This window comes from Streptomyces sp. NBC_01622 (assembly GCF_045209635.1).
In the GTDB taxonomy this organism is placed as follows: Bacteria; Actinomycetota; Actinomycetes; order Streptomycetales; family Streptomycetaceae; genus Streptomyces.
Map to the genome: position 1 here is coordinate 3,480,374 of NZ_CP109293.1, position 16,766 is coordinate 3,497,139.

The 16,766-nt window shown below is 70.4% G+C and carries 16 protein-coding genes and 1 riboswitch; of the genes, 8 read left to right on the top strand and 8 right to left on the bottom strand.

Annotated features, from left to right (window positions below):
* Nucleotides 1–31: 31 nt before the first annotated feature.
* Together OH768_RS15400 and OH768_RS15405 are read right to left on the bottom strand one after the other, a co-directional pair.
* On the bottom strand, nt 32–1,318 hold the full coding sequence (locus OH768_RS15400) for a sensor histidine kinase (RefSeq protein WP_406453991.1): 1,287 nt from the start codon (nt 1,316–1,318) through the stop codon (nt 32–34).
* 127 nt (nt 1,319–1,445) lie between these two features.
* The gene (locus OH768_RS15405; protein WP_406453993.1) at nt 1,446–2,102 is read right to left on the bottom strand and encodes a response regulator transcription factor; all 657 of its coding nucleotides are present in this window, start codon (nt 2,100–2,102) and stop codon (nt 1,446–1,448) included.
* Between the two features lie 129 nt (nt 2,103–2,231).
* On the opposite strand from OH768_RS15405, the gene OH768_RS15410 reads away from it, so the two are divergent.
* Nucleotides 2,232–2,792: a hypothetical protein gene (locus OH768_RS15410; RefSeq protein WP_406453995.1), complete on the top strand. Its 561-nt coding sequence runs from the start codon at nt 2,232–2,234 to the stop codon at nt 2,790–2,792.
* Between the two features lie 76 nt (nt 2,793–2,868).
* Here OH768_RS15410 and OH768_RS15415 read toward each other — a convergent pair whose 3' ends face one another.
* On the bottom strand, nt 2,869–4,308 hold the full coding sequence (locus tag OH768_RS15415; RefSeq protein ID WP_406453997.1) for a gamma-aminobutyraldehyde dehydrogenase: 1,440 nt from the start codon (nt 4,306–4,308) through the stop codon (nt 2,869–2,871).
* A gap of 165 nt (nt 4,309–4,473) precedes the next feature.
* On the opposite strand from OH768_RS15415, the gene OH768_RS15420 reads away from it, so the two are divergent.
* From OH768_RS15420 to OH768_RS15450, 7 genes are all read left to right on the top strand, one after another.
* Complete coding sequence (locus OH768_RS15420; protein WP_317886988.1) at nt 4,474–4,989, top strand: Lrp/AsnC family transcriptional regulator; 516 nt, start codon at nt 4,474–4,476, stop codon at nt 4,987–4,989.
* Nucleotides 4,974–6,353, top strand: a complete 1,380-nt coding sequence (locus tag OH768_RS15425) for an aspartate aminotransferase family protein (protein ID WP_406453999.1) — start codon at nt 4,974–4,976, stop codon at nt 6,351–6,353. The genes OH768_RS15420 and OH768_RS15425 overlap by 16 nt, the downstream gene beginning before the upstream one ends.
* A gap of 203 nt (nt 6,354–6,556) precedes the next feature.
* Nucleotides 6,557–7,297: an ABC transporter ATP-binding protein gene (locus tag OH768_RS15430; RefSeq protein WP_406454001.1), complete on the top strand. Its 741-nt coding sequence runs from the start codon at nt 6,557–6,559 to the stop codon at nt 7,295–7,297.
* Nucleotides 7,279–8,643, top strand: a complete 1,365-nt coding sequence (locus OH768_RS15435; RefSeq protein ID WP_406454003.1) for a hypothetical protein — start codon at nt 7,279–7,281, stop codon at nt 8,641–8,643. Before OH768_RS15430 ends, OH768_RS15435 begins: the two co-directional genes overlap by 19 nt.
* A 63-nt stretch (nt 8,644–8,706) precedes the next feature.
* Nucleotides 8,707–9,114 (top strand): VOC family protein, encoded by a 408-nt coding sequence (locus OH768_RS15440; RefSeq protein WP_362973342.1) that lies wholly within the window; start codon nt 8,707–8,709, stop codon nt 9,112–9,114.
* A 25-nt stretch (nt 9,115–9,139) separates the two neighbouring features.
* On the top strand, nt 9,140–10,261 hold the full coding sequence (locus OH768_RS15445) for an LOG family protein (protein ID WP_406454005.1): 1,122 nt from the start codon (nt 9,140–9,142) through the stop codon (nt 10,259–10,261).
* 161 nt (nt 10,262–10,422) lie between these two features.
* A complete protein-coding gene (locus tag OH768_RS15450; RefSeq protein WP_406454007.1) occupies nt 10,423–11,109 on the top strand; it encodes an LAETG motif-containing sortase-dependent surface protein in 687 nt (228 codons plus the stop codon).
* Nucleotides 11,110–11,167: 58 nt separating this feature from the next.
* Here OH768_RS15450 and OH768_RS15455 read toward each other — a convergent pair whose 3' ends face one another.
* The 5 genes from OH768_RS15455 to OH768_RS15475 all read right to left on the bottom strand — a co-directional run bounded on the left by OH768_RS15455 (nt 11,168) and on the right by OH768_RS15475 (nt 16,660).
* Entirely contained in the window at nt 11,168–12,193 is a 1,026-nt protein-coding gene (locus OH768_RS15455; protein WP_406454009.1) for an ABC transporter ATP-binding protein, read from the bottom strand.
* Nucleotides 12,194–13,795: an ABC transporter permease gene (locus OH768_RS15460; protein ID WP_406465282.1), complete on the bottom strand. Its 1,602-nt coding sequence runs from the start codon at nt 13,793–13,795 to the stop codon at nt 12,194–12,196. It lies immediately after the preceding gene.
* Nucleotides 13,796–13,842: 47 nt separating this feature from the next.
* The gene (locus OH768_RS15465) at nt 13,843–14,919 is read right to left on the bottom strand and encodes a thiamine ABC transporter substrate binding subunit (protein WP_406454011.1); all 1,077 of its coding nucleotides are present in this window, start codon (nt 14,917–14,919) and stop codon (nt 13,843–13,845) included.
* A riboswitch (TPP riboswitch) is annotated at nt 14,916–15,022 on the bottom strand. It overlaps the preceding gene by 4 nt.
* A gap of 21 nt (nt 15,023–15,043) precedes the next feature.
* Nucleotides 15,044–16,150 (bottom strand): 23S rRNA (adenine(2503)-C(2))-methyltransferase RlmN, encoded by a 1,107-nt coding sequence (rlmN, locus tag OH768_RS15470; RefSeq protein WP_362973354.1) that lies wholly within the window; start codon nt 16,148–16,150, stop codon nt 15,044–15,046.
* 63 nt (nt 16,151–16,213) lie between these two features.
* On the bottom strand, nt 16,214–16,660 hold the full coding sequence (locus OH768_RS15475; protein ID WP_406454014.1) for an SRPBCC family protein: 447 nt from the start codon (nt 16,658–16,660) through the stop codon (nt 16,214–16,216).
* Nucleotides 16,661–16,766: the final 106 nt, after the last annotated feature.

Below are 16,766 nucleotides of genomic sequence, written 5' to 3' on the forward strand. Positions count from 1 at the left end.
TCGATCGGTTGTCTGTGAAGTAACCGCCAGTTCACACGACAGGCGCGGAGTGCGGGATCCCGGCCGCCGCGGAGGCCGGGTCCCGGTGCTCCGCCGGGGCGTACGGCGGCAGGCTGACCTCCACCACAAGGCCGCCCTGCGGCCGGGTCCGCGCCCGCACCCGTCCGCCGTGCGCGGCGACGACCGCCGCCACGATGGACATGCCGAGGCCCAGACCGTCCCGTTTGCCCACCCGCTCCGCGCCCAGCCGCCGGAAGGGCTGGAACAGTCCGGCGGCCTGGTCGGCCGGGATCACCGGCCCGCTGTTCTCGATCCGCAGCCCGGGCCGCCCGCGCGCGTCGAGCCCGGTCCACACGCTGACCCAACTCCCCTCCCCCGCCGGGAGGTTGTGCCGCACGGCATTGTCGGTCAGGTTGACGACCAGCCGCTCGACCAGCTGCGGATCACCGAGGACGGGCGCGGATTCGAGCCGGGCCCGTACGGACGGCTCCACGCCTCGCAGCCGCTCCTCCACGACCGTCGCGAGGTCCACGAACTCCCGTGTCTCAAGGCCGCGTTGGCTGCGCGCGAGGGTCAACAGCGCGTCGATCAGCCGCTCCTGCTCCTGTCCGGCCGCCCGCACCCGGGCCAGCGCGGCGCGCAGGGCCGGTACGGAGGCGTCCGGGTCGGCGAGGGTGACGTCGACGATCGCCTGCTGGAGCGTGAGCGGGGTGCGCAGTTCGTGCGAGGCGTTGGCGACGAACTGCTTCTGCGCCTCGAACGCGCCCTCCAGCCGCGCCAGTACGGCGTCGAAGGTGTCCGCCACCGCCTTCAGCTCGTCGTCGGGACCGGGTACCGCGAGCCGTTCGTGCAGGTTGTCGGCGGAGATCCGGCGTGCCGAGGCCGTCATCGTGCGCAGCGGCGACAGCACCCGGCCGGCCATCAGCCAGCCCAGCGCAAGCGAGGCCAGCGCCATTACCGCGAGCGCGACACAGGCCTCGACGAGCAGCTGGTGCCGCTGGTCCGCACGCACGGCGGCGACCACGGCGGTGACGCTGGGCACCGCGTCGGGACCGGGCCCACCGGTCGTCAACTTCGGTCCCTCGACGGTACTGGCCGCCTGCCCGGCGCCGTTGTGCGCGTAAAGGAGATAGGTGAACGCCAGCAGCAGCGCCCCGGCCACCACGAACAGCGAGCTGTAGAGGAGGGTGAGCCGCCACCGAACGGTACGCGGGCCGCGCAGCCGCATCCGCCGTACGACCGCCCAGGCTCCCGCCGAACGCGACAACCGGCCGCCCGCCGGACCTCCCGGCAGCCGCTCCCCCGTCGCACGCGGCATCCAGCCACCCGCCGGCCCCGACACCCGCTCCCGCGTCCGGCGCGACAGCCGACCAACCGCCGAACCCGACACCCACTCTCCCCTCACACGCGACACCCAGCCACCCACCCGTCGCGCCGTCCGCCCCTCATCGGATGCGGTACCCCGCCCGGTCCACCGTCTCCACCAACGGCGGCTCCCCCAGCTTCCGGCGCAGTCTGCTGACGGTCACCTTCACGGTCTGGCTGAAGGGATCGGCGGCTTCGTCCCATGCCCGCTCCAGGAGTTCCTCGGTGGACACGACCGTCCCCTGCGCGCCGAGCAGGAGTTCCAGTACGGCGAACTCCTTGGGGCTGAGCGGCAGTTGACAGCCGGCCCGGGTGGCTTCCCGGCGGGCCGGGTCAAGCCGGAGTTCGCCGCGCACCAGGACCGGCGGCAGCGCGGGCTGCGCGCGGCGGGCCAACGCCCGTATGCGGGCCACGAGTTCGGTGAACGCGAACGGCTTGGGCAGATAGTCGTCGGCGCCGAGTCCGAGCCCCGTGACCCGGTCGGCGACGGTCCCGGACGCGGTGAGCATCAGCACCCGCGCCCGGCTGCTCCCCGCCGCGAGCGTCCGGCACACCTGGTCGCCGTGGACCCCGGGCAGATCGCGGTCGAGTACGACGACGTCGTAGCCGTTGATCTCCGCGCGCTCCAGGGCCGTAGGACCGTCGAAGGCGAGGTCGACCGCCATGCCCTCGCGGCGCAGGCCCGCCGCCACGGTCTCGGCGAGTTCTTCGTGGTCCTCGACCACCAGCACACGCATGGCCGTCAGTGTGGCGGGCGGGCGGTTACACGGAAATAAGGGCGGCCGTTCCCGTGGTGTAACCGCCGGGGCGGTTGTGTGGGTCACGTCCAGCGACACCCGCAAACCGCACATCAGCAGGAGGAAACCATGCGCGCTCTGGCGACCAGGTCGCAGCGGATCGCTCTCGGGATCGCCGTACTGTCGGCCGCCGCGCTCGGCACGACGGCGGCGCAGGCGTCCGGCACGACAACCACCGTGCCCCGTACGACCGTTGCCTCCGGATCCGGCTCCGGCGTGACCACCGCGACGGGCACGGGCGGCAAACACTTCACGTCTCCCCGGCCCGTGGCCTTCGCGGTCGCCTACCACCCGACCTCGAACGCGCCGGGCGATCTCAACACCGCGAACGGACGCTTCGCCCGCTGCATGCGCGGGCAGGGGCAGACCGTCTTCCCCGGCTTCCACGCGGCCAGGGACTCGGCGGGGCACGTCAGCCTTCAAGTGAAGGTCGCCAAGGGGGACTTCGACCCGACGACGGCCGGCTACAAGAAGGCCGTCGCCACCTGCGGACCCGTACTGGAGAAGGCCGGTATCGCCTTCCCGGACCCGGCCGACCTGCCGCCGCTGCCGACCCCCGGCAAGCCGGGCAAGCCCGGGAAGGTCACCTCCGAACTGCCCTCCCTCACCCGCGCCTTCGAGCACGCCTGACCATCCGGAGGGGGGAGCAGCGCGGCCCCGGACGGATCAACTCCCGTCCGGGGCCGCGCACTTGTGCCGGTGTCCGCTACTCGCCCAGCGATGTCATCACGTGCTTGACGCGCGTGTAGTCCTCGAAGCCGTACGCCGAAAGGTCCTTGCCGTAGCCGGACTTCTTGAAGCCGCCGTGCGGCATCTCCGCGACCAGCGGGATGTGGGTGTTGATCCACACGCAGCCGAAGTCGAGCGCCTTGGACAGGCGCATGGCGCGGGCGTGGTCCTTCGTCCAGACCGAGGAGGCGAGGGCGTAGTCGACGCCGTTGGCCCACTCGACGGCCTGGGCCTCGTCGGTGAAGGACTGGACGGTGATGACCGGTCCGAAGACCTCGTTCTGGATGATCTCGTCGTCCTGCTTGAGGCCGGAGACGACGGTCGGGGCGTAGAAGTAGCCCCTCTCGCCGACCTGGTGGCCGCCGGACTCCACCTTCGCGTGCGCGGGAAGCCGCTCGATGAAGCCCGAGACCTGCTTGAGCTGGTTGGGGTTGTTCAGGGGGCCGTAGAGCACGTCCTCGTCGTCCGGCTGCCCGGTCTTCGTCTCGGCCGCCGCCTTCGCGAGCGCGGCCACGAACTCGTCGTGGATGCCCTCCTGGACGAGGACGCGCGTGGCCGCCGTACAGTCCTGCCCGGCGTTGAAGAAGCCCGCGACCGAGATGTCCTCGACGGCCTTGACGATGTCGGTGTCCTCGAAGACCACGACGGGGGCCTTGCCGCCCAACTCCAGGTGCACCCGCTTGAGGTCCTTGGACGCCGACTCGGCGACCGACATGCCCGCGCGCACCGAACCGGTGATGGAGGCCATCGCCGGCGTGTGGTGCTCGACCATCGCGCGGCCGGTGTCCCGGTCGCCGCACACGACGTTGAAGACGCCCTTGGGCACGATCGAGCCGATGATCTCGGCGATCAGGACGGTGGAGGCGGGGGTGGTGTCCGAGGGCTTCAGCACGACCGTGTTACCGGCGGCCAGCGCGGGCGCGAACTTCCAAACTGCCATCATCATCGGGTAGTTCCAGGGGGCGACCTGCGCGCAGACGCCGATCGGCTCGCGGCGGACGATGGAGGTCATGCCCTCCATGTACTCGCCGGCCGAGCGGCCTTCGAGCATCCGGGCCGCGCCCGCGAAGAAGCGGATCTGGTCGACCATCGGCGGGATTTCCTCGGACCGGGTCAGCCCGATCGGCTTGCCGGTGTTCTCCACCTCGGCCGCGATCAGTTCCTCGGCCCGCTCCTCGAACGCGTCCGCGATCTTCAGCAGGGCCCGCTGGCGCGCCGCCGGAGTCTCGTCCCGCCAGGCCGGGAAGGCCGCCGCGGCGGCCGCCATCGCGGCGTCCACGTCCGCCGCCCCGGACAGCGGCGCGGTCGCGTACGCCTCCCCCGTCGCGGGATTGACCACCTCGGTGGTCCGTCCGTCGGCGGCGTCCCGGAACTCACCGTCGATGTAATTGCGCAGACGACGCAGCTCGGTGCTCACTGCCGGCCCTCCAAGTTCAGGTGTCCAATCACTGAGACACCCACCCTAATCGCCCGGCCCACGTTTTCAACACCCCCGATCGCATCAGGACTACGAAATCCGCAAGTCTTGACCACGTAAACAACGAATTTCATCGAAGCGGCCTTGCGGAACGGTCGAGACGTCGTGCACAGTGAAGCCGTGGCCAGTCGTAGCGCAGAACACAGGGACTCCCGCGAGTCCAGGAACGGGACTCCGCATCTGGATTCCGTCTCCCTCGCCATCATCGAGCAGCTCCAGGAGGACGGCCGCCGGCCGTACGCCGCGATCGGCAAGGCCGTGGGCCTCTCCGAGGCGGCCGTGCGCCAGCGCGTCCAGAAGCTGCTCGACCAGGGCGTCATGCAGATCGTCGCCGTCACGGACCCGCTCACCGTGGGCTTCCGCAGACAGGCGATGGTCGGTGTCAACGTCGAGGGCGATGCCGAGAACGTGGCGGACGCGCTGACGGCCATGCCGGAAGTGGAGTACGTGGTGATGACCGCGGGCTCGTACGACCTCCTCGCCGAGATCGTCTGCGAGGACGACGACCACCTGCTGGACGTCATCAACAAACGCATCCGGGCACTGCCCGGCGTGCGCTCCACCGAGAGCTTCGTCTATCTGAAGCTCAAGAAGCAGACCTACATGTGGGGAACCCGATAACCGTGAGCAAGGACCTCAGCCGCACCGCGTACGACCACCTGTGGATGCACTTCACCCGCATGTCCTCGTACGAGAACGCGCCCGTTCCCACGATCGTCCGTGGCGAGGGCACCTACATCTACGACGACAAGGGCAAGCGCTACCTCGACGGTCTCGCGGGTCTGTTCGTGGTCCAGGCCGGTCACGGCCGCGCCGAGCTGGCCGAGACCGCCGCCAAGCAGGCGCAGGAGCTGGCGTTCTTCCCCATCTGGTCATACGCCCACCCGAAGGCCGTGGAGCTGGCGGAACGTCTCGCCCACTACGCGCCCGGCGACCTGAACAAGGTCTTCTTCACCACCGGCGGCGGCGAGGCGGTGGAGACCGCCTGGAAGCTCGCCAAGCAGTACTTCAAGCTCCAGGGCAAGCCCACCAAGTACAAGGTCATCTCCCGCGCGGTCGCCTACCACGGCACCCCGCAGGGCGCCCTGTCCATCACCGGCCTGCCGGCGCTGAAGGCTCCCTTCGAGCCCCTCGTACCCGGCGCGCACAAGGTCCCGAACACCAACATCTACCGTGCCGCGCTGTTCGGCGACGACCCGGAGGCCTTCGGCCGCTGGGCCGCCGACCAGATCGAGCAGCAGATCCTCTTCGAGGGCCCGGAGACGGTCGCCGCGGTCTTCCTGGAGCCCGTGCAGAACGCGGGCGGCTGCTTCCCGCCGCCGCCCGGCTACTTCCGGCGGGTCCGCGAGATCTGCGACCAGTACGACGTACTCCTGGTCTCCGACGAGGTCATCTGCGCCTTCGGCCGCCTGGGCACGATGTTCGCCTGCGACAAGTTCGACTACGTGCCGGACATGATCACCTGCGCCAAGGGCATGACCTCGGGCTACTCCCCGATCGGCGCCTGCATCATCTCCGACCGCCTGGCCGAGCCGTTCTACAAGGGCGACAACACCTTCCTGCACGGCTACACCTTCGGCGGCCACCCGGTCTCCGCCGCGGTCGGCCTCGCCAACCTCGACATCTTCGAGCGCGAGGGCCTCAACCAGCACGTCCTCGACAACGAGGCCAACTTCCTGCAGACCCTGCAGAAGCTGCACGACCTCCCGATCGTCGGCGACGTCCGCGGCAACGGCTTCTTCTACGGCATCGAGCTGGTCAAGGACAAGGCCACCAAGGAGACCTTCACGGACGAGGAGTCGGAGCGCGTGCTCTACGGCTTCGTCTCCAAGAAGCTCTTCGAGTACGGCCTCTACTGCCGCGCCGACGACCGCGGTGACCCGGTCATCCAGCTGTCGCCGCCGCTGATCTCCGACCAGTCGACCTTCGACGAGATCGAGGGCATCGTCCGCCAGGTCCTCGCGGAGGCCTGGACGAAGCTCTGATCGTTCAGAGAGATCTTCCTTCTGGATGATCAACACCGGCCCCGGCGCCGCCGTTCGAGTGAGAAACGGCAGCCCGGGGCCGTGTGCTGTCCGGGCTCCCGCCGACCGCTCCCTAGCGTGCCAGTGACCGATCGGCCCCCTCTTCGTTCCCCCGGACGGGGGGATGCGATACGGGAAAACGGATCTGAACGAGGTGTACGCGCATGGTGGCCCCGCCGGACAACGACGTGCTCTGGGCACGTGCCCTGCACTTCCAGCACCACGACGGAACGCCCGCGCTCGGCGGGGTCTCGCTCGGTGTCAGGGAGGGCGAGATCCTCGCCGTCAGCGGCCCGCGCGGCAGCGGCAAGACGACCCTGCTGCGCTGCCTCTCCGGTCTGGAGCGTCCGAACCGCGGCGAGGTCTGGTTCAACAGCTTGCCCGTGCACACCATGGGCCCGATGACCCGCGAACGGCTGCGCCGCGACCGCTTCGCCTGGATCGACCCGGCCCCCGGGCTCGTCCCGGAGCTGAACGTCTGGGAGAACGCGGCCCTCCCCCTGATGCTGCGCGGCACCAGCCGCCGGCGCGCCAAGACCGCCGCCCTGGAGTGGCTGGACCGCCTCGACATCGGCGAGCACGCCCGCAAGCGCCCGCACGAGCTGCGCCAGGCGGATCGCCAGCGCGTCTCCGTCGCCCGCGCGCTGGTTTCGGCGCCGACGGTCCTGTTCGCCGACGAGCCGACGGCCCCGCTGCACCGCGCGGACCGCGCCCACGTCCTGCGCACGCTCACCACAGCCGCCCGCTCGCACGGCATCACGGTCGTCCTCGCGACCCACGAGGCGGAGACGGCGGCCCTCGCCGACCGCACGGTGTCGCTCCTCGACGGACGCCGCGTGAACACCGTCCACCTCCCCCCGGTCACCGAGACGGAAGGCCGGGCCGCGTGCTCGCTCTCCGTCTGACCCGCAGCTCGCACCCCGCCGTCCAACTCCGCCGCCTGCTGGTCGCGGTGGCCTCGGCGGGCACGGGCTTCCTCCTCCTCTGCACCCTCGGCTACGCGATGGGCCACCCCGACTCCCCCGCCGCCGCGGCCCTCCGCCTCGGCTGGTGCGCGACCCCGCTGGCCGCCACCGTCTACTTCGCGGTGGCCGTCGCCCGCACCGACCCGGCGACGAAACCCCGTCCCGGCCTCTCCGCGATCGGCCTCGGCCCCGGCCGCCTGATGGCGATCTCGGCGACCACGACCGCCCTCGCCTGCACCCTCGGCTCCATGCTGGCCCTCCTCTTCTTCCTCCACCTCCGCGGCGACCTCACCGGCATGCCCTTCGACGGAGCGGCGGCGGAGTTCCTGGCCTCGGACCAGCCCCTCCCGCTTCCGGCAGCGCTGACCCTCCTCGCCCTCGTACCGGTGATCGCATCCGTCTCCGTGGCACTCGTCCTACGCCCCCGAGACCTCCGCCCCGCCTCCGAGAAGGGCCCGGCGAGGTCGTACGGCCGCTTCGGCGTGCAGGGCCGCCCGGGTTCGCGCGAGACCTTCGGGGCGTACGGCCGTTTCGGCGCGCACCTGCGTGCGGGTGCGCGCGGCGGCGGGCCGGAGGCCGAGCCGGCCGAACAGCCCGCGCAGGCCGAGCAGTTGGAGGCCACGAGCGACACCGCACCCGGCGACCACCCCGACCCCTCGCGCCCCGCGGCCCCCCGAGAGGCTCCTCGCGGGCTCCCCTGGGGTATCGCGGTGCTGGCGGCCGGGCTCGCGGTGGAGGCGTACGCGAGCCGGGCGAAGGACGGCGGCGGGCTGTCGCTGCCCGGCGGGCTCGCCGACGGGCCCGCGAGTGTCCTGGCCGGCTGGGTACTGACCGCGATCGGGCTGGCGCTGGCCGGTCCCGGGCTCACGCACCTGTGCGGACGGCTGCTCCAGTCCGTCGGCCCCGGCGCGCTGCGGCTGCTGGCCGGGCGGGTGCTGATGGAGGAGGCGACCCGGATCGGGCGCCCGCTGGGCGTGGTGTGCGCGGTGGCGTCCGGCGGCTTCGCGATGACGGCGCTCTATGACACGGACGCCCCGGCCCTCGGCCCCTTGACCACCCTCGGTCTGCTCCTGGTCACCGGCTGCACGGTGGCGACCCTGCTCACCGCCGCGCTGGAGGCCAAGCACGCCCGCGCCGACACCACGGCCGCGCTGCTCCGCCTCGGTGCCCCCGCGACGAAGCTGCGCAGTGCGGCGGCCCTGCGCGCGGGCGCGCTGCTGGCCCTGTTCCTCCCGCTGACCCTGTTCGTGGCCGAGCTGGCGGCTCTGCCGCTGGCCGGCCGATGAGTTTCGCACAGACGGCCGGTCTACCCACCGAACAGCACGCACGCCCGATGGGAGAAACCTCGCATGTACCAGCAGATGATCTTCGTGAACCTGGCCGTGAACGACGTCGACGCGTCGAGGAAGTTCTTCACGGAGCTCGGCTACTCGATCAACCCCCAGTTCAGCACCGACGAATGCGCCTGTGTCGTGATCAGCGACACGATCATCGCGATGCTCCTCAGCAAGCAGCGGTACAGCGACTTCACCAAGAAGGAGATCGCCGACTCGACGAGGACCAGCGAGGTGCTGCTGTGTCTGAGCGCCGAAAGCCGCGAGAAGGTCGACGAACTCGTCGACAAGGCGTTCGCCGCCGGCGCCACCGGCAGCACTGACGCCATCGACCAGGGATTCATGTACGGCCGCTCCTTCGACGACCCCGACGGCCACTCCTGGGAGGTCGTGTGGATGGACCCGGCGGCGGTCCAGGGCTGACCAAGTCACTGCCTAGCATGGGCTCGTGCAGACGAGCCCGGCCCATGTGGCCCCCCACGACGAACGTGAGATCGAGACGGTCGAGGACTTCGACGCGACCGTCTCGGCCCGCGGCACCCTCGCCGGATACCGCGTCCAGGCCGTCGATCTGACGGACCGTACGAAGGAGTTGCTCACCACCGACACCTCGGGCGCCGTCTTCCTCGGCTGTCCGATGCGCGCCGAGGCCGAGGCGAAGCTCCGCGCCGACGGCGCCCTGGTCTTCCCGCCGGTCCCGCACCTCCCCTTCGCCCCCTACCGCGGCCATCTCTACACGCCCGCCGAGCTGTTCGCCTCGCTCGACAACGGGTACGAGCGGACTCCGGACGCGCTCGCGTACGCCTGGTTCCAGCGGACCAAGGCGGACGGCGACATATACGCGTCGATGCTGCGCGCCGTGCACGACGACTCGATCTCCGACGCCCTCGACGAACTCCTGCGCGGGGCGCGGGTGGTGGGCGTGATGGGCGGCCACGCGATGGCGCGCGGGACGGCGGCCTACGGCGGTGCCGCGCGCCTGGGCCGGGCGCTGAGCCGCTCCGGGTTCACCGTGGCGACCGGCGGCGGCCCCGGCGCGATGGAGGCGGCGAACCTGGGCGCCTACGCGGCGCCGTACGAGGACGCGATGCTGGAGGAGGCGTGCGAACTCCTCGCCGGATCACCCTCGTTCAGCCCTTCCATCACCGACTGGGCGCAGCGCGCCTTCGAGGTCCGCACCCGCTGGCCCAAGGGCAACCACTCGATCGGCATCCCGACCTGGTTCTACGGCCACGAGCCGCCGAACGCCTTCGCCTCGCACATCGCCAAGTACTTCGCCAACGCCACCCGCGAGGACGGTCTGTTGGCCCGCTCGAACGCGGGGGTGGTGTTCCTGCCGGGCGCGGCCGGGACGGTACAGGAGATCTTCGACAACGCGACGCCGAACTACTACGAGTCGCGCGGCGAGCCCACGCCGATGGTTCTGGTGGACCGGGAGCACTGGACGGAGCGGCTGCCGACCTGGCCGCTGCTGCGTGCACTTGCCCGGGAACGGTCGATGGAGAGCCGTATCGCCCTCGTTGACCGGATCGAGGAGGCTCCGGAGGCGCTGAAACGTCTCGCTCATTAAAGTGCAGGTAAAGCCAACTGCCGCACACCGCATATGCATTGACACTGCTTACGCAGCACTTATAGACCAGTGAGACTCCTGGGGGCGGTGGTGCCTCACCTCGAACGCTGCGTCATCTCCCCCTAAACCCCCCGCAGTTGCACATCCCGTGAAGGGCAAACGTGTCCATATCTCGACGTTCCGTACGCATCCTCGGTGTCGCGTCCGCCTCGGCCGCGCTCGCGCTCGGATTCGCTGGCAACGCGCTCGCCTGCAGCATCGGCGAGTTCTCCGCCGAAGCCACGTGTGACGGCACCAACGGTGTCATCACCGTCACCGACAAGGACGCCTCGGCCACCCAGGCGACCATCACGGTGTTCCTGGAGAACAACGGCTCCGACGCCAAGCAGGTCGGCGAGGCGCAGACCGTCAAGGGCTCGGCCAAGGGCGAAACCGTCACCTTCTCCGAGGACTGGCAGCCGAACGCGACGTACCGCGTCCACGTCAAGGCCAGCAACAAGGTCGACGAGGACATCTCGCCGAACCTGACCACGCCGTCCAAGGCCTGCCAGACCGAGGAGTCGCCCACCCCGACTCCGACCGAGGCGTCTCCGACCCCGTCGGAGACCCCCTCGACCCCGGCCGAGTCCGACACCCCGACCCCGTCGGCCTCGGAGAGCAGCAGCACCGCCCCCGCTACGACGACGGACAACGCGCCGTCTCCCGCGGCCGGCAGCTCGAACCTCGCCGAGACCGGTGCCAACTCCAACACCGGCATGATCGCCGGTATCGCGGGCGCGTTCGTCGTCGCGGGCGGCGGAGCCGTCTACTACGGCATGCGCCGCCGCGGTGCGGCCAACGGCCGCTGATCCACCCGCTGTTGCTGTTGTGGCCCGTCCGGTTCGTGGGGGCGGGCCACACGCATGTCTACGAGCCGTCGAGTACGACGATCTCGGCCGCGTCGAACTCCACCCCGACCGTGTCCCCGACCTCCGGCGCCTCCCGCAGCGCACACGCCGCGTCAAGCCGCGGCGCGCCCTCCGGCTGCAGTTGTACGGCGACATGGGTGCCCCTGAAAGTGCGGGCGGCGACCGTGCAGCGCAGGCCCTCGTCGGCGGGCACCAGGCGGACGCCCGCGGGGCGTACGAGGAGCGTGCGGGCGCCCTGGGGGGCGTCCTCGGGGACCGGCACCTTGCCCCAGGGCGTGTCGGCGGCCTCTCCGGCGACCATGGCACCGACCACGTTGTCGAAGCCGAGGAAACGGGCCACGAACTCGTCGGCGGGGCGCTGCCAGACCTCAAGTGGCGTACCGGACTGGGCGATCCGCCCGTCCCGCATCACGACGACCCGGTCGGCCAGTGCGAACGCCTCGCCCTGGTCGTGCGTGACCGCGAGCACGGTCGTGCCCAACGCGCCGAAGAGTTCCCGGAGTTCGACGACCAGCCGCTCCCGCAGTGACCGGTCGAGCTGGCCGAGCGGTTCGTCGAGCATGAGGAGCCGGGGGCGGGGCGCGAGGGCACGGGCGAGCGCCACCCGCTGCTGCTCACCGCCGGACAGCCCCGCGACGGCACGGCGGGCGGCACCCGGCAGTCCGACGAGGTCGAGCAACTCGCCGACCCGGGCGGCCTGTTGTCCCTTCGACGTCCCGTGCATGCGCAGCCCGAAGGCCACGTTGCCGGCCACGTCCCGCTGCGGGAACAGCTGGTGGTCCTGGAACATCAGGCCCACCCCGCGCCGGTGTGCGGGCACCCCGGCCTGGTCGCGTCCGTCGAGCAACACCCGCCCGGAGTCCAGGGGTTGCAGCCCGGCCACCGCCCGCAGCAGCGTCGACTTGCCGCTACCGCTGGGCCCGAGCACACACACGATCTCGTGCTCGGCGACCCCGAGATCGACAGCGTCGAGCACGGGCCGCCCACCGAACCGTACGGTCCCGCTCTCAAGACCGAGCAGCATCTAGAACTCCCCCGTCCGGTCGGTGCGCAGCCGCTCAAGCACCAGCAGGGCCACGGCGCACACCACCATCAGAATCGTCGAAAGGGCCATCGCCTGGCCGTAGTTGAGATCACCGGGCCGGGACAGCAGCCGGGCCACCGCGACCGGCAGCGTCGGGTTGTCCGGCCGCGCGATGAACACGGTCGCCCCGAACTCGCCCAGCGACACCGCGAACGCGAACCCGGCGGCGATCAGCAACGCCCGCCGCACCAGCGGCAGATCCACCTCGCGCCACACCCGCCACGGGGACGCCCCGAGCACGGCCGCCGCCTCCCTCAGCCGCCCGTCCACCGCCCGCAGCACGGGCAGCATCGTCCGTACGACGAAGGGGACGCCCACCAGCGCCTGTGCGAGCGGCACCAGGATCCATGAACTCCGCAGATCCACCGGGGGTTTGTCGAGCGAGATCAGGAACCCGAAGCCGACGGTCACCGCCGACACCCCGAGCGGCAGCATCAGCAGCGCGTCGAAGCCCCGCACCAGCCGCCCGGCATCGCGCCGGGTCAGGGCCGCTGCGGCGAGCCCCCCGATCACCACGGCCATCGCGGTGGCGGCGACGGCGTACTCCAGCGAGTTGCCGATCGCGGCGATCGGCGGGACCAGGAAGGTGCCGCCGTCGTCGTGGGTCAGCGCCCGGTAGTAGCCGAAGTCCGGTGAGTCCAGGGACCGTTGGACCAGCACGGCGAGCGGCAGCACGAGCAGCAGCAGGACGGAGACGAGGACCCCGGCGAGCAGGGACCACTGGCCGGCCCCGCGCGGGCGCCGTGCGGTCACCGCCGGGTCCACGAGTCGTAGAGCCGTCTCCCGTCGCCGTACCGTCCAGGCATGGACGGCGAGGATCGCGCCGACCGCGACGAACTGGACGATCGTCAGCACGGCCGCCGTGGAAAGGTCGAAGACTTCCGAAGTCTGGCGGTAGATCTCCACTTCGAGGGTCGAGAAGGTCGGGCCGCCGAGGATCTGCACCACGCCGAAGGAGGTGAAGGTGAAGAGGAAGACCATCAGCGCGGCGGCGGCCACGGCGGGCGCGAGCGCGGGCAGCGTCACCTTCCGCCAGGCCCGGAGCCGGGAGGCGCCGAGCATCCGCGCGGCCTCCTCCTGACGCGGGTCGAGCTGTGCCCAGAGGCCGCCCACCGTCCGTACGACGACCGCGTAGTTGAAGAAGACGTGCGCGAGCAGGATGGCCCACACGGTGGTGTCCAGCCGTACGCCCCACAGGTCGTCGAGGAGTCCGCCCCGGCCGACGAGCGCGAGGAAGGCCGTACCGACGACGACCGTCGGCAGCACGAAGGGGACCGTCACGACGGCCCGCAGCACCTGCCTTCCCGGGAAGTCGAAGCGCGCGAAGACATACGCGCCGGGGAGCGCGATCAGCAGCGTGAGCGCGGTGGAGGCGAGCGCCTGCCAGGTGGTGAACCACAGCACGTGCCGGATGTCGGACTGGGCCAGCACGTCCCGGATCCGGCCCAACTGCCAGGCGCCGTCCACCTTGAGACCGCGCCCGACGATCGCGGCGACGGGGTAGGCGAAGAACACCGCGAAGAACGCGACGGGCAGGACCATGAGGCCGAGCCGCGTCACGTTCCCTCTACGGGAGGACTTCCGCGGGACTACTTCAGTACGAGCGAGGTCCACGACTTGACCCACTGGTCCCGGTCGGCGGCGATCTTCGTGGGGGCCATGGTCTCGGGGTCCTTGGCCTGCGGACCGTACTGCGTGAACTCGGCCGGCACTGTCGCGCCCTCGATCACCGGGTAGACGAACATGTTGAGCGGCATGTCCTCCTGGAACTCCTTGGTGAGCAGGAAGTCGATGAAGGCCTTGCCGCCCTTGGTGTTCTTGGCGTTGCTGAGCAGTCCCGCGTACTCGGTCTGCCGGAAGCAGGTGCCGTACGACACCCCGGTGGGCGCGGTGGTCGGCTTCGGGTCGCCGTAGATGACTTCGGCGGGCGGCGAGGAGGCGTAGGAGACGACGAGGGGCCGGTCGCCGCCCGCCTTCTTCCCGCCGGCCGAACCGGAGAACTCCTGGTCGTAGGCCTGCTCCCAGCCGTCGACGACCTTCACGCCGTTGGCCTTGAGCTTCTTCCAGTACGCCTGCCAGCTGTCGTCCCCGAACTGCGCCGCGCTGCCCAGCAGGAAACCGAGGCCGGGTGAGGAGGTGGCGGCGTTCTCGGTGACGAGGAGGTTCTTGTACTCGGGCTTGACGAGGTCCGCGAAGGAGGTCGGCGGGGTCAGCTTGTGCTTGCTGAAGTACGCCTTGTCGTAGTTGACGCAGATGTCGCCCGTGTCGATGGGCGTGACGCGATGCTTGGTCTCGTCGACGCGGTACGCGGGCTTGACGGTGGCGGAGCCCTTCGCGTCGTAGGACTGGAAGAGACCGTTGTCGAGCGCGCGGGAGAGCAGGGTGTTGTCGACGCCGAAGAAGACGTCTCCCTGCGGGTTGTCCTTCGTCAGGATCGCCTTGTTGACGGCCTGGCCCGCGTCGCCGTCCTTGAGGACCTTGACCGTGTAGCCGGACTGCTTCTCGAAGTCCTTGAGGACGCTCTTGGATACGGCCCAAGAGTCGTGGCTGACGAGCGTGACGGTCTTGGAGCCGGAGCCACTGCCCTGGTCCGACCCCGACCCGCACGCGGAGAGCGTGACCAGGCCGAGGCCGACGAGGACAGCACAGTACTTCTTGGTGTTCACGGTGATGACCGAACTTCCTACCCAGAATGACCTGGGCGAGGTTCAGAGGGTCTGCGGCCCGATTGCCGCACTCTCAGCGCTGCGCGCTCCCCTGTCGGATATGAAAATGTACTTACGGCAGAGATTACCTCTCGGTGGCCGCGAGCTGGCCGCACGCTCCGTCGATCTCCTGGCCGCGGGTGTCCCGGACGGTGACCGGCACCCCATGGGCCGCGATGGCCTCGACGAACGCCTTCTCGTCCTCGGGACGGGAGGCCGTCCACTTGGAGCCCGGCGTCGGGTTCAGCGGGATCAGGTTGACGTGCACCGGCTTGCCCTTGAGGAGCCGGCCGAGCCGGTCGCCGCGCCACGCCTGGTCGTTGATGTCCCGGATCAGCGCGTACTCGATGGACAGCCGGCGTCCCGACTTCGCCGCGTACTCCCAGCCCGCGTCGAGGACCTCGCGCACCTTCCACCGGGTGTTCACGGGAACCAGGGTGTCGCGCAGGTCGTCGTCCGGCGCGTGCAGCGAGATCGCGAGCCGGCACTTGAAGCCCTCGTCGGAGAACCGGTGGATCGCCGGGACCAGTCCGACCGTAGAGACGGTGATCCCGCGCTGCGAGAGGCCGAGGCCGTCCGGCTCGGGGTCGGTGAGGGCGCGGATGGACTGGACGACCCGCTTGTAGTTGGCGAGGGGCTCGCCCATGCCCATGAAGACGATGTTGGAGAGCCGCGCGGGACCGCCCGGGATCTCACCGTCGCGCAGCGCCCGCATGCCGTCCACGATCTGGTGCACGATCTCACCGGTGGACAGATTGCGGTCCAGGCCGGCCTGACCGGTCGCGCAGAACGGGCAGTTCATCCCGCAGCCCGCCTGCGAGCTGATGCACATGGTGACCCGGTCCGGGTACCGCATCAGCACGGACTCGACGAGCGTCCCGTCGAACAGCCGCCACAGCGTCTTGCGGGTGGTGTCCTGGTCGGTCGACAGATGCCGTACGACCGTCATCAGCTCAGGGAGCAGCGCCTCTTGCAGCTTGGCGCGCGAACCGGCGGGGATGTCGGTCCACTCCGCCGGGTCGTGCGCGAGGCGCGCGAAGTAGTGCTGCGAGAGCTGCTTGGCGCGAAAGGGCTTCTCCCCGACCGCGGCGACGGCTTCCTTGCGCTCGGCGGGCGTGAGATCGGCAAGGTGCCGCGGCGGCTTCTGGGCTCCGCGGGGGGCGACGAATGTGAGTTCTCCGGGCTTAGGCATGGCTGTACCAGTGTCGCAGATCGTTTACCGTGATCCGTTTACGGTGATCCGCTTCAGCCGAGTTCAGCCGATGTGCTCCAGGTGTTCCCTCAGGAGCCTCTCGTTGTGGGGCATCTCGCGTCGGATCTGGGGGCGCACGACGAAGGGCAGCAGGACCTTGCCGATGCCGTGTCCCTCGAAGTCGAGATCCATCGTCACCCGGGTACGGCGTCCGTCGTCGACGGGTGAGATCTCGCCGCGGAAGTTGCCCCTGATGGGGCCGTCGATCCCGCGCACGGTCCAGGCGTACGGCGGCTGGAACTCGGTGCACTCCATGGTCATCGCCATGTCGCGGCGACCCACGTGCCGGGTGACGCGGACCCGGGAGCCGAGGCCGAAGGGCCGGTCGTCGAGCTGTTCGGCGGACACCGCGCTCTCCTGCCACTCGGGGAGGTGGGACGGGTCGATGACGTACGCCCAGGCGTCCTCCGGACGGCAGTCCACGTCGAACTCTTCATGGAAGGCGGACATGACGCCCTCCTTCGTTCAGGGCGGTCCCCCTTTTGCGAGGGCTTATACCGAAATCGTACGACCGGGCGCCCCCGTCCTGTACAGAGATACAGGGGCGCCCGGAATG

What these genes read in the sequence shown, in the direction of transcription:
- OH768_RS15400 (WP_406453991.1), bottom strand. Translation starts at nt 1,318, where the DNA reads ATGCCGCGTGCGACGGGGGAGCGGCTGCCGGGAGGTCCGGCGGGCGGC.
- OH768_RS15405 (WP_406453993.1), bottom strand. Translation starts at nt 2,102, where the DNA reads ATGCGTGTGCTGGTGGTCGAGGACCACGAAGAACTCGCCGAGACCGTG.
- OH768_RS15410 (WP_406453995.1), top strand. Translation starts at nt 2,232, where the DNA reads ATGCGCGCTCTGGCGACCAGGTCGCAGCGGATCGCTCTCGGGATCGCC.
- OH768_RS15430 (WP_406454001.1), top strand. Translation starts at nt 6,557, where the DNA reads ATGGTGGCCCCGCCGGACAACGACGTGCTCTGGGCACGTGCCCTGCAC.
- OH768_RS15440 (WP_362973342.1), top strand. Translation starts at nt 8,707, where the DNA reads ATGTACCAGCAGATGATCTTCGTGAACCTGGCCGTGAACGACGTCGAC.
- OH768_RS15455 (WP_406454009.1), bottom strand. Translation starts at nt 12,193, where the DNA reads ATGCTGCTCGGTCTTGAGAGCGGGACCGTACGGTTCGGTGGGCGGCCC.
- OH768_RS15460 (WP_406465282.1), bottom strand. Translation starts at nt 13,795, where the DNA reads ATGGTCCTGCCCGTCGCGTTCTTCGCGGTGTTCTTCGCCTACCCCGTC.
- rlmN (WP_362973354.1), bottom strand. Translation starts at nt 16,150, where the DNA reads ATGCCTAAGCCCGGAGAACTCACATTCGTCGCCCCCCGCGGAGCCCAG.
- OH768_RS15475 (WP_406454014.1), bottom strand. Translation starts at nt 16,660, where the DNA reads ATGTCCGCCTTCCATGAAGAGTTCGACGTGGACTGCCGTCCGGAGGAC.